The organism is Ferrimonas sediminum, assembly GCF_900100175.1.
Taxonomy (GTDB): Bacteria; Pseudomonadota; Gammaproteobacteria; order Enterobacterales; family Shewanellaceae; genus Ferrimonas; species Ferrimonas sediminum.
The window spans coordinates 323,990-336,092 of the sequence record NZ_FNEM01000004.1; the positions used below are offsets into that span (position 1 = coordinate 323,990).

Below are 12,103 nucleotides of genomic sequence, written 5' to 3' on the forward strand. Positions count from 1 at the left end.
TCCACTTAACTCATCAGGATCGGGGTCTTGGTCATCGCCACCTTGGCGATCATCCCCAGCCAGCCCAGTGCACCCAGAAAAGCGAGAGCCTTAAGCAGCTTACCCTGACTCTTCATGGCAAACACACCCAGCAGTATGTACGCCACCAGGCTCAGCAGCTTTTCGGTCAGCCAGGGGCTGCTGCCGGGGAACTGCTGAATCAGGAAACAGAGGCTGGCCCCGGACAGCAACAGCAGCGTGTCCACGGCGTGCGGGGTGATCTTCACCCACTTGCGCTGCAGCATACCGGAGCCGGTCATGCTCCAGAAAAAGCGCACCGTCAGCAGACTGACGCTGAGCAGAATAGTCAGCATGTGGAAGTGTTTGACTCCCGGGTAAAGAATGTCCATTAACTCTCCTTGGAGGCCGCATTCCAACGGCCAAAACTGTAACGATCGCGACCAGCCAGATCCTGGCCGGTGCCGACCTCTTGATACCCGAAACGGGTGAAAATCTCTCGAACGGCCTGCCCCTGGCGATACCCGTGTTCCAGGATCACCGTGCCGCCATCATTGAGGAAAAGACGACCATTTTCAACAATGTGAATAATGTCCGCCAATCCATCCTCCGCCGCCACCAATGCCGACAGGGGTTCAAAACGCACATCACCCCGGCTCAGATGGGGGTCATCCTGCTCGATATAGGGGGGATTGGAGACAATCACATCGAAGCGCAGGCCCTGCAGCGCGTCATACCAGTCGCTCTGCTCAATCTCCACCGTCAACCCCAGAGCATCACGGTTTCGTCGGGCCAGAGCCACCGCTTCAGCCATCCGATCCACCGCATGTAGTCGCCATTTTGGCCGCTCCGACGCCAGCGCCAGGGCGATGGCCCCGGTTCCGGTCCCCAGATCCACCACCCTGGCATCCTCAGCCATTGGCAGTGACAATACATACTCCACCAACGACTCGGTATCCGGCCTGGGGATCAGGGTGCTGGGATTCACCGCCAGCGGCAGTGACCAGAACTCCCGCTCGCCAATCAGGTGCGCCACCGGCTCACCGCTGTGACGACGGCTCAGCAGCGCCTCAAACTGACGGCGCTCTGCCTCGGCCAGCGGTTTGTCCGGCCAGGTGTACAGAAAACTGCGCGGTTTCTGCAGCAGGTGACACAACAGCAGCTGTGCATCCAGCTGAGGGGTGTCGCTGACGCCCTCCAGGCGGTCATAAGCGGCCGCCAGCACCGCATCAATGCGCACCCTAGTCTTCCGCCAGGGCGGCCAGCATGTCGGCCTGATATTCGTGCAGAATTGGCTGCGACAACGCGTCCAGGTCCCCCTCCATCACCTCGGACAGGCGATACAGGGTCAGGTTGATGCGGTGATCCGACACCCGCCCCTGGGGGTAGTTGTAGGTTCGAATCCGTTCGGAGCGATCGCCGGACGCCATCAGGTTACGGCGGGAGCTTTGCTCCTCGGCGCGGCGCTTCTCATCCTCGGCGGCCTGAAGGCGGGCAGACAGAATCGCCATCGCCCGGGCCCGGTTTTTATGTTGCGACCGCTCATCCTGGCACTCCACCACCACTCCGGTCGGCAAGTGAGTAATGCGGATGGCAGAATCGGTTTTGTTGACGTGCTGGCCACCGGCGCCGGAGGCGCGGAAGGTATCCACTTTCAAATCCGCCGGATTGATTTCGATGATCTCCGCTTCCGGCAGTTCCGGCATCACGATCACGGTACAGGCGGAAGTGTGGATCCGTCCCTGAGATTCGGTGGCCGGCACCCGCTGAACCCGGTGACCACCACTCTCAAACTTCATCACGCCGTAAGCGCCGTCGCCGGACAACTTGGCAATCACCTTGGAGAAGCCGCCATGCTCACCCTCGGTGGCCGACATCAGCTCGATGCGCCAGCCTTTGGTTTCGGCAAAGCGGCTGTACATGCGGAACAGATCACCGGCAAAAATCGCCGCCTCATCGCCACCGGCACCGGCTCGAATCTCGATAAAGGCGTTGTGATCGTCTTTGGGGTCCCGCGGCAACAGCAGAATCTGAAGCTCATCCTCAAGCTCAGCCACCACGGCCTGAGCCTCTTTCAGCTCCTCTTCAGCCATCTCCTTCATATCGGGATCGCTGAGCATCTCGCGGGCGGTTTCGATGTCTTCTCCAGCTTGCTGGTAGCGGCGGAATGCGTTCACGACCTCTTCCAGCTGGGAGTATTCTTTTGACAGGGATCGGAATCGATCTTGATCGGAGATCACATCGGGCTCGCTCATTAACGCTTGAACTTCTTCATAACGTTCGAGCAAGCCCTCTAGTTTTGCATATACGGAAGGCTTCATGGTTTCATCTTAGACAAAAAACGCTGGGTCTAATTGTCGTTGATGGCGAGGGCCTTACGCAAGAGGTCTATTGAATTCAGATCACCGGCACGGGCTGCCTGAGACAGCGCCTGGGTCGGTGCGTGGATCAGACGGTTGGTCAGTTTGTTGGCCAACTCGTTCAATACCGACTCGGCATTGGCACCGGACTGCAGCTTGGCCATCGCCCTTTCCAGCATCTCCTGCTTGGTCGCCAGGCTCTGATCCCGGTACTGTTTCAAGGTATCGATGGTATCGAGACTGCGCAGCCAATCCATGAACTCGGCCGACTGCTCTGAGGCAATCTGCTCCGCCTGCTCGGCGGCTTCCAGCCGGGACTCCATGTTCTTTTGCACGATCCCCTGAAGGTCATCAACGGTGTACAGGTAGGCATTTTCCAACTCACCCACTTCGGCCTCAATGTCCCGGGGCACGGCAATGTCCACCAGTAGCATTGGTTGCTGACGACGGGCCTTAAGGGCATTTTCCACCATCCCTTTGCCGAGGATTGGCAGCGGTGACGCAGTGGAGGAGATCACGATGTCGGCATCAGGCAAGCATTCAGGGATTTGTGGCAGGGTAACCACCCGGGCGCCAAACTCCTCCGCCATACCTTCGGCACGACTGACGGTACGGTTGGCCACGGTCATCTTGGTAACACCGGCCTCTTTCAGGTGACGAGCTACCAGTTCAATGGTTTCTCCCGCCCCCACAAGCAACACATTGGAGTCGCCCAGGTTGTCAAAGATGTGCTTGGCCAGGTTGACGGCCGCAAAGGCCACCGACACCGCCGAGGATCCGATTTCTGTTTCGGTACGAATCTTTTTTGCCACCTTAAAGGTGTGCTGAAACATGCGATCCAGAGTATGGGATACCGTGCCGTGTTGCTGGGCATTGCCAAAGGCCTGCTTAATCTGCCCCAGAATCTGGGGTTCCCCCAGCACCAGAGAGTCCAGTCCGGCCGACACTCGCAACAGATGTTTAACCGCCGCCTGATTCTCATGCAGATACAGGCTCTCCCGTACCTCTTGCTCTGGCAGATTATGGTACTCCACCAGCCATTGAACCAGGGCTTCACTTTCGGCACGGTTCACATAGAGTTCGGTACGGTTACAGGTGGACAGGATCACCGCCTCACCGGTAGGGGTTACCTTTGATACGCTGCTCAGCGCATCGGCAAGGATATCCGGTCCAAAAGCCAGTTTCTCCCGCAAAGAAACACTGGCGGTCTTGTGATTGATCCCAATTGCTACTAACGTCATGGCTCTCCAGCTTCACCCCGAAAATTGAACTTGGGTCGAGACTTGGGCAATTCTATGCTCAAACGCGCAACCTGAAAACAGGTTGACGACTCTAAACAATGGTTATGTCGCTGATTGTGGTGCAGTGCACAAAACAGGTAATTTATGCTTAAAGGCCAAACTCAACTTTATTCTATTTTATTAATTTTGCTGTGGTTGTCAGGCTGCGCGGTAGCACCCCACGCCTCGAAAGACTCAGCTCCCCCTTCAGAATTAACCCATTGGCAACTCAAAGGTAAGCTCGCCATTATACAGCCTGACGAGCGCCTGTCTGTGAACTTGCACTGGCAGCACCACAATGAACGGGACGATCTTAGACTGACCAACCTGTTTGGCTCAACCCTGTTGTTACTGAATGCCGATGCTCAAGGCGCCAGTGTCACCTTCGATGACCAGATCCACACCGGCAACAACGCCAGCGAACTGATCGCCCGCCTTACCGGCTGGTCAGTGCCCCTGACCGAGTTGTCCGGCTGGATTCTTGGCCAGCACACCCCGGATGGCGCCCAGGTCACTCTGGATGAACAGGGCTGGCCGGCCACCGTGACCCTGTCACTGGCCCCTGGTGAGGCGCAGTGGCAGATGAGTTATCAGGGTTGGCAGCAGGTCGAAGGCTACCGAATCCCCAGAATGGTCAGCTTGCGCCAGGGCAGTAAACGGTTAAAATTGGCCCTTTCTGACTGGCAACCGGAGTCACCTAGGTAATGCCAACTTCCAGCCGTAACTGGCCCGCCCCCGCCAAACTGAACCTGTTCTTGCACATCAACGGCCGCCGTCAGGACGGTTACCACGAGTTGCAGTCGCTGTTTCAATTCGTCGATCACTGCGATCAGCTGCACTTCCGCGCTCGCCGCGACGACGGCATCACCCTGAGCCCCGCCATCGACGGCGTCGCCAACGACGATAACCTCATCGTCCGCGCCGCCCGCCTGTTGCAACGCCACTGCGATTGCCCCTTTGGTGCCGACATCGAGCTGGAGAAGGTTCTGCCCATGGGGGGAGGCCTGGGTGGAGGCTCCTCCAACGCCGCCACCACCCTGGTTGCGCTGAACCGTTTGTGGCAACTGAACCTCAGTGAAGATGAACTGGCCGAACTGGGGCTGAGCCTGGGCGCCGATGTACCGGTGTTTGTCCGGGGCCTGGCCGCCGTCGCCGATGGAGTCGGGGAGATTCTTCGGCCGGTGGAGATCGACCAACCCTGGTATCTGGTGGTGGCGCCCAATGTGGCCGTTTCAACCGCGGAGATCTTTCAGGCACCGGAGTTGACCCGCAATAGCCCTAAGCTGGCTCAGCCAGAGCTGAGACCCAGCCAATGGCACAATGATTGCGTTGGGGCCGTCATCCAACGTTACGGCCAAGTTGCAAACGCCTTGGGCTGGTTGATACAATACGCGCCGTCTCAAATGACCGGCACCGGTAGTTGCATTTTTGGTACTTTTTCCTCACAGGAAGAAGCCTTGGTTGCGCTCGCCGATCTGCCCGATGAGTGGCGAGGATTCGTTGCTCGAGGCTGCAATCGTTCACCCCTGCTCGATCGAGCTTTGCAGCCCTAAACTGGAGTAGCGCTGCGCGCCTCCCAAACAAATTAAAATAAGCCTAGCCTGAGGTTAATACTGTGCCCGACATCAAGCTTTTTGCCGGCAACGCCACACCGGAACTGGCCAGCCGTATCGCCAATCGTCTGTATTGCTCCCTGGGTGATGCCGACGTAGGTCGCTTCTCCGATGGCGAAATCAGCGTTCAGATCAACGAGAACGTTCGTGGAGCCGATGTCTTTATCATTCAATCTACCTGTGCCCCAACCAACGACAACCTGATGGAATTGGTGGTCATGGTAGACGCCCTGCGCCGTGCCTCTGCTGGTCGTATTACAGCCGTAATCCCCTACTTCGGCTACGCCCGCCAGGATCGCCGCGTACGTTCCGCCCGTGTGCCAATCACCGCCAAAGTGGTTGCCGACTTCCTATCCAGTGTCGGCGTTGACCGGGTACTGACCTGTGACCTGCACGCCGAGCAGATTCAGGGGTTCTTCGATGTACCGGTAGACAACGTGTTCGGCAGCCCGGTTCTGTTGGAAGACATGCGCGCCAAGGCGCTGGACAACCCAGTCGTGGTATCCCCGGATATCGGTGGCGTTGTTCGTGCCCGTGCCGTCGCCAAACTGCTGGACGACAGCGATCTGGCCATCATCGATAAGCGTCGTCCCCGTGCCAACGTATCCCAGGTGATGCACATCATCGGTGACGTGCAGGATCGCGACTGCATCATCGTCGATGACATGATCGACACCGGCGGCACTCTGTGTAAAGCCGCTGAGGCGCTGAAAGAGCGTGGTGCCCGCCGCGTCTTCGCCTACGCGACTCACCCGGTGTTCTCCGGCAACGCGCCGAAAAACATTGCCGAGTCCGTGATTGACGAAGTGATCGTGACCGATACCGTACCACTGAGCGATGCCATGAAAGCCACCGGTAAGGTCAGCCAACTGACCATGTCGTCGGTGATGGCTGAAGCGATTCGCCGGGTCAGTAACGAAGAGTCCATCTCCGCGATGTTCGAGCACTAAAAGCAGACTCTGCCGCCCCACCGGGGCGAGCGAGACTGAACAAAAAAGGCGTTCTGAAAAGAACGCCTTTTTTATTAAAAATACAAAAATATGATTCATTTACTGATGGTGAAGGGTAGTTATTCACCCAGACTGGCGATGAATTCACTTCACTTACCCGAATGAATTTTTTTCACAATTTGTTAATGTTACTTTAGCGTTTCTGAATTCTCTCCAGTGTGACCTGGATCACCTGCCCCATCCCCCCTTTAGTGATATTTTCCCACCAGCCAAGGTCGGCTCAAAATCTATAAAATAAATCAACGAGTATCCAGTATGATGAAACTTCAAAAATCCTTAATTGCGGTCTCACTGCTTGCAGCGCTGACTGCCTGTTCGGACGACAACAACACACCTGCACCGGAAGTCTGCGGTGCCGACAACTGCACCAAATTTACAATTCTGCATACAAACGATAACCACGGTCGCTTCTGGGAAAACGGCTACGGCGAATACGGCATGGCTGCCCGTAAGACCCTGGTCGACCAGATCCGTGACGAAGTGGAAAGAGACGGCGGTTACTCCCTGCTGCTGTCCGGCGGCGACATCAACACCGGTGTGCCCGAGTCCGATCTGCAAGACGCCAAGCCCGACTTCATCGGCATGAACATGATCGGTTACGACGCCATGGCAGTGGGTAACCACGAGTTTGATAACCCTCTGGATGTTCTGGAAAACCAGCGTGACTGGGCCGACTTCCCCATGCTGGCTGCCAACATCTATGACGCCGATGGCGAGCGTTACTTCCAGCCCTATAAGATCTTTACCCTGGGTGATCTGCGCATCGCCGTGGTAGGCCTGACCACCGAAGATACCGTTAAGATCGGTAACCCCAACTACATCTCTGAGCTGACTTTCACCGATCCTAAAGAGGAGCTGAAAAAGGTCATCGCCGAGATCGAAGAGAGCAAGAGTGCTGACCTGGTGTTCGCTACCACCCACATGGGTCACTACGCCAACGGCGACCACGCCTCCAACGCTCCTGGTGACGTCGCCCTGGCTCGCGCCATGCAGGAGGGTCAGTTGGCGGCCGTGATCGGCGGTCACTCCCAGAACCCAGTGTGCATGAGCGCCGATGGCAACAGCTACGACGCTGACTTTGCTCCTGGCAGCAACTGTAAACCGGATCAGCAGAACGGCACCTGGATCATGCAGGCTCACGAGTGGGGCAAGTACGTTGGCCGCGCTGACTTCGAATACTTTGGCGGACAACTGCACCTGGCCAGCTACAAGCTGATGCCGGTTAACCTGGCAGTATATGACGGTTACAGCCCGGCCAAAGACGACCAGGGCAACATCATTCGTGTCGCCGAAGAGATCAAGCCTGACTCCTTCGTTAAAGAAACCCTGAGACCTTACCAGGAAGCCGGCCAAGAGAAACTGGATGTAGTTATCGGCTCTACCGATCTGACCTTTGTGGGCGGCGACCGTAGCGTGGTTCGTGCCCGCCAGGCGGCCATCGGCCAGCTGCTGATCTCCGCCCAGCGCACCCATCCACAGATCAATGCTGACTTCGGCATCATGAACGGCGGCGGCATCCGCGCCGACATCGCAGCCGGTGACATCAGCTACCGTCACGTATTGAAGGTTCAGCCATTTGGCAACGTGGTTTCCCGCGCCGCCATGAAGGGCAGCGAACTGACCAGCTACCTGGCGTCACTGGCCACCATCGAAGGTGCCGGTAAGAACGGCGGCTACGCTCACTTCAGCAACATCGAGATGACCGTAAACTGCGGCGAGAAGAGCGTGGAGATCGAGAAGATCAACGGTGAAAACTACGATGCCACCAAGGAGTACACCTTCTCCATTCCAGACTTCAGCGCCGCAGGCGGTGACGGTTATCCTAAGATTGACGTGATCAACACCGGTCTGGTGGATGCGGACATCCTGAGAAACTACGTAGAAACCAACTCCCCGCTGAGCTGGGCTGACTACGAGCCTCAAGGCGAAGTCGAGTACGTAAACAACGACAGCGGTTACACCGGCGGTTGCGGCGCAGCACCTGCTGAGTAACAACGCAGCCTGTCCGGCAACACCGAGGCCAGAATTCCCTTATGGTCTTGAGTAATCCGCCGGGGTAATCCGATGCAATCCAATCCGAGTTCTGAATCTCAGAACTCGGATTTTTTATTCCATGCTGCCATCCTACCCCGAGCCTGAGACCGGGCTGTGCATCCCCCGGCCGTCCCGGCAAACCCCGAATTGAGAAGTTTGCCCGCAAAGTGGTAAACTGCGCTGCCTTTGACTAAAGGATATAGTCATTCATCTTGCTGCGAAGCGGCAAACCCTCAAGGAGAGAACCATGTCTGAATTAACGTTAGATGCACAACTGCGCCCCCATCACGGTACCGGAGCCAGCCGGCGATTACGCCACCAGGGCGACGTACCGGGCATTGTCTACGGCGGCAACGAGGACAACGTCTCCATCACGCTGTCCCACAACCAGCTCATGAAGGCGCAGGAGCAGGAATCGTTTTACAGCCAGGTCATCAACCTGAAGTTAGACGGGAAAAGCGTACCGGTGATCGTTAAGGCACTGCAGCGCCACCCCTATAAGCCAAAGGTGATGCACATCGACTTGATGCGGATTAACCGCAACGAGCCGATCAACGCCATGGTGCCGATCCATTTCGTTAATGAAGAGAGTGCCGTTGGCGTCAAAGCCGGCGGAAGCGTCAGTCACCACCTGACCGAGTTGGAACTGCGCAGCCTGCCTGCCGATCTGCCTGAATTCATCGAGGTCGACACGCAACATCTGGGCACCGGGGAGACCCTTCACCTGAGCGACATTACACTGCCTGCCGGTGTCGAGTCGGTCACCCTGGCGAAAGGTGAAGACTACAACGTATCCGTTGTTACCATTCAACCACCACGGGGTGGTGAAGAGGACAGCGACGAACAAGGTGAGAGTCAAGAAGACAGTGAGTAACACCATTCGACTGATTGTGGGCCTGGCGAATCCCGGCCCTGAGTACAGCCGTACCCGCCACAATGCGGGTGCCTGGCTGGTGGAAGAGCTGGCACGCATGCACAATGTGTCCCTCAAAAGCGAAAGTAAGTTTTTCGGCCTCACCGGCCGCATTCAACAGGGCAGCAGCGATCTGCGCCTGCTGGTGCCCACCACCTTTATGAATCTGTCCGGCAAAGCCATTGCCGCCATGGCCAACTTCTACGGCCTGGAGTCGGAACAGATTCTGGTGGTTCACGACGAACTGGACTTGCCTCCCGGGGTGGCCCGCTTTAAGAAGGGCGGCGGTCATGGTGGTCACAACGGCCTCAAAGACACCATCAGTAAACTGGGCAACAACAAAGAATTCTATCGCCTTCGGATCGGCATCGGCCATCCGGGGGACAGAAACCGGGTGAGCGGTTACGTCCTGGGCAAGGCTCAGGAAAATGAGCAACGCGCCATGGATGACGCCATTGATGAAGCCTCACGCTGCATCGATGTTCTGCTGAAAGACGGCATCACCAAAGCAATGAATCGTCTCCACACTTTCAAGGCCGAGCCGGCCTGAGCGTTAACAGAAAGGTTTTCTTACCATGGGTTTTAAATGCGGTATCGTCGGCCTGCCTAACGTAGGCAAGTCCACCCTTTTCAATGCACTGACCAAAGCGGGCATCGAAGCAGCCAACTTCCCGTTCTGCACCATCGAGCCAAATACCGGTGTGGTTCCGGTGCCGGATGAGCGTCTGGACGCCCTGGCTGCCATCGTCAATCCAGAGCGGATTCTGCCAACCACCATGGAGTTTGTGGACATTGCCGGCCTGGTAAAAGGGGCCGCCTCCGGTGAAGGCCTGGGCAACAAGTTCCTGGCCAACATCCGTGAGACCGATGCCATCGGCCACGTCGTGCGCTGCTTCGAAAACGACAACATCGTTCACGTTGCCGGCGGCGTTAACCCCGCCGACGACATCGAAGTGATCAACACCGAACTGGCGCTGGCCGATCTGGAAGCCGTAGAGCGCGCCCTGCTGCGCCTGGGCAAACGCGCCAAAGGCGGCGACAAAGACGCCAAGTTCGAAATCACCGTGCTGGAGAAGCTCCAGCCGGTACTGGAAGAGGGCGGCATGGCCCGCTCCGTGGATCTGGACGAGAACGAAGCCAAGGCCATCGACTACATGGGCCTGCTGACTCTGAAGCCCACCATGTACATCGCCAACGTCAATGACGACGGTTTCGAGAACAACCCCTACCTGGACAAGGTTCGGGAGATTGCCGCCACCGAAAACGCCATCGTGGTGCCAGTGTGCGCCGAAATCGAAGCCGAAATTGCCGAACTGGACGACGACGAACGGGACGAATTCATGGCCGATCTGGGCATCGAAGAACCCGGTCTGAACCGAGTCATTCGCGGCGGCTACAGCCTGCTGACGCTGCAGACCTACTTCACTGCCGGTGTCAAAGAGGTTCGCGCCTGGACCATCCCTGTCGGCGCCACCGCACCTCAGTCGGCCGGTAAGATTCACACCGACTTCGAAAAAGGCTTTATTCGCGCCGAAGTCATCGGTTACGACGACTACATTACCAACAAGGGCGAGTCCGGCGCCAAAGACGCCGGTAAGTGGCGCCTGGAAGGCAAAGATTACGTGGTCAAAGACGGCGACGTTATTCACTTCCGCTTTAACGTCTAGTTGACTCCCCTACCCCGGCTTTATGCCGGGGTATTTTTTGTCCGTTCGAACGAAACTCGTCTACAATTTCCAGCGTCTTTTTCGCCGTTCCTGGTCAGGCAACCGCCATCGGCTGGCCACAGGGGAATCGAATCGTTCAATTTGCAGCCGAACGATTCACCAAACAAGAATTCCCTGAAAAAAAGCGGTTGACCCAATCTCCGGTTCTACGCATAATACGCCCCGCTTCCCAAGACGGGGAGAGAAAACAAAACGATGGCTACGTAGCTCAGCTGGTTAGAGCACAGCACTCATAATGCTGGGGTCGCAGGTTCAAGTCCCGCCGTAGCTACCATCCTTTTTAGAAGGTGGTATTCAGCGCAGAAAGAGCGCCGCACTCAGCTAACACTGAAGTGTCGCAGTTCAAATCTCGCGCTCGCTGCCAGCCTTTTTCAAGAAGGCGTTTTGTTGCTCTGTTGGGCTATCGCCAAGCGGTAAGGCAGCGGGTTTTGATCCCGCCATTCCCAGGTTCGAATCCTGGTAGCCCAGCCATATTTTCGAATGCTGCACCCAAGGTGCGACATTCAAAGAAACTTCGGTTTCAAACCACTTTTAGTGGCTACGTAGCTCAGCTGGTTAGAGCACAGCACTCATAATGCTGGGGTCGCAGGTTCAAGTCCCGCCGTAGCTACCATTTTTAAAAATGGTGAAGATGCATCGACCTTAGGGTTCTACCATCAGCATCTTCATCAGCAAAGAACTCCTGTGCGGGAGTGGCGGAATTGGTAGACGCGCTAGATTTAGGTTCTAGTATCGCAAGGTGTGAGAGTTCAAGTCTCTCCTCCCGCACCATTTATTTTGTTGGGCTATCGCCAAGCGGTAAGGCAGCGGGTTTTGATCCCGCCATTCCCAGGTTCGAATCCTGGTAGCCCAGCCATTTTAAAAGTGGCTTCGTGAAAACGGGCCAGTTGCCATCGGCAACGACAATTTGTTGGGCTATCGCCAAGCGGTAAGGCAGCGGGTTTTGATCCCGCCATTCCCAGGTTCGAATCCTGGTAGCCCAGCCATCTTCATTAAAACCTGCTTTTTAGCAGGTTTTTTTGATCCCGGCGTCTACTCCCAGGTTCGAATCCAAGGGCGTATTGACCTTTGGTGGTGGCAGTTTGGCCGAGGATGACGGCTACCAATCAAGGAGTTCGGTTGCAGGCATAGTGGTTCTACGTCCAAATCGAAGGACGTCGAGTGGTAGC

Annotated in this window: 11 protein-coding genes and 6 tRNA genes; 13 read left to right on the forward strand and 4 right to left on the reverse strand. The window is 56.7% G+C overall.

Annotated features, from left to right (window positions below):
* Positions 1-5: 5 nt before the first annotated feature.
* The 4 genes from BLT77_RS07545 to hemA are packed head-to-tail and all read right to left on the reverse strand — an operon-like array spanning position 6 to position 3,598.
* Positions 6-389 carry a SirB2 family protein gene (locus BLT77_RS07545; protein WP_090364276.1) on the reverse strand — a complete coding sequence of 128 codons (384 nt, stop codon included), beginning with the start codon at positions 387-389 and terminating at the stop codon, positions 6-8.
* Positions 389-1,237, reverse strand: coding sequence for a peptide chain release factor N(5)-glutamine methyltransferase (prmC, locus tag BLT77_RS07550; RefSeq protein ID WP_090364278.1), 849 nt, complete (start codon positions 1,235-1,237; stop codon positions 389-391). The genes BLT77_RS07545 and prmC overlap by 1 nt, the downstream gene beginning before the upstream one ends.
* Position 1,238: 1 nt before the next feature.
* Positions 1,239-2,318, reverse strand: a complete 1,080-nt coding sequence (prfA, locus tag BLT77_RS07555) for a peptide chain release factor 1 (protein WP_090364281.1) — start codon at positions 2,316-2,318, stop codon at positions 1,239-1,241.
* 29 nt (positions 2,319-2,347) lie between these two features.
* Positions 2,348-3,598, reverse strand: a complete 1,251-nt coding sequence (hemA, locus tag BLT77_RS07560; protein ID WP_090364284.1) for a glutamyl-tRNA reductase — start codon at positions 3,596-3,598, stop codon at positions 2,348-2,350.
* A 144-nt stretch (positions 3,599-3,742) separates the two neighbouring features.
* Between hemA and lolB the strand changes: the two genes are divergently transcribed.
* The 13 genes from lolB to BLT77_RS07625 all read left to right on the forward strand — a co-directional run bounded on the left by lolB (position 3,743) and on the right by BLT77_RS07625 (position 11,920).
* Positions 3,743-4,342, forward strand: coding sequence for a lipoprotein insertase outer membrane protein LolB (gene lolB / locus BLT77_RS07565; protein WP_090364287.1), 600 nt, complete (start codon positions 3,743-3,745; stop codon positions 4,340-4,342).
* Positions 4,342-5,190 carry a 4-(cytidine 5'-diphospho)-2-C-methyl-D-erythritol kinase gene (ispE, locus tag BLT77_RS07570; RefSeq protein ID WP_090364290.1) on the forward strand — a complete coding sequence of 283 codons (849 nt, stop codon included), beginning with the start codon at positions 4,342-4,344 and terminating at the stop codon, positions 5,188-5,190. Before lolB ends, ispE begins: the two co-directional genes overlap by 1 nt.
* A gap of 62 nt (positions 5,191-5,252) precedes the next feature.
* Positions 5,253-6,200, forward strand: a complete 948-nt coding sequence (locus tag BLT77_RS07575; protein ID WP_028114112.1) for a ribose-phosphate pyrophosphokinase — start codon at positions 5,253-5,255, stop codon at positions 6,198-6,200.
* Positions 6,201-6,515: 315 nt separating this feature from the next.
* The gene (gene ushA, locus BLT77_RS07580; protein ID WP_281241966.1) at positions 6,516-8,252 is read left to right on the forward strand and encodes a bifunctional UDP-sugar hydrolase/5'-nucleotidase UshA; all 1,737 of its coding nucleotides are present in this window, start codon (positions 6,516-6,518) and stop codon (positions 8,250-8,252) included.
* Between the two features lie 289 nt (positions 8,253-8,541).
* Complete coding sequence (locus BLT77_RS07585; protein WP_090364293.1) at positions 8,542-9,168, forward strand: 50S ribosomal protein L25/general stress protein Ctc; 627 nt, start codon at positions 8,542-8,544, stop codon at positions 9,166-9,168.
* Positions 9,161-9,757 (forward strand): aminoacyl-tRNA hydrolase, encoded by a 597-nt coding sequence (gene pth, locus BLT77_RS07590; protein ID WP_090364296.1) that lies wholly within the window; start codon positions 9,161-9,163, stop codon positions 9,755-9,757. Before BLT77_RS07585 ends, pth begins: the two co-directional genes overlap by 8 nt.
* Positions 9,758-9,782: 25 nt before the next feature.
* The gene (ychF, locus tag BLT77_RS07595) at positions 9,783-10,874 is read left to right on the forward strand and encodes a redox-regulated ATPase YchF (protein ID WP_090364299.1); all 1,092 of its coding nucleotides are present in this window, start codon (positions 9,783-9,785) and stop codon (positions 10,872-10,874) included.
* Positions 10,875-11,131: 257 nt separating this feature from the next.
* Positions 11,132-11,208, forward strand: a tRNA-Met gene (locus tag BLT77_RS07600).
* A gap of 122 nt (positions 11,209-11,330) precedes the next feature.
* Positions 11,331-11,405 (forward strand) — tRNA-Gln (locus BLT77_RS07605).
* 65 nt (positions 11,406-11,470) lie between these two features.
* A tRNA-Met gene (locus BLT77_RS07610) sits at positions 11,471-11,547 on the forward strand.
* Between the two features lie 73 nt (positions 11,548-11,620).
* Positions 11,621-11,705: transfer RNA gene (locus tag BLT77_RS07615), tRNA-Leu, on the forward strand.
* Positions 11,706-11,715: 10 nt separating this feature from the next.
* A tRNA-Gln gene (locus BLT77_RS07620) sits at positions 11,716-11,790 on the forward strand.
* A gap of 55 nt (positions 11,791-11,845) precedes the next feature.
* Positions 11,846-11,920 (forward strand) — tRNA-Gln (locus BLT77_RS07625).
* Positions 11,921-12,103 lie beyond the last annotated feature (183 nt).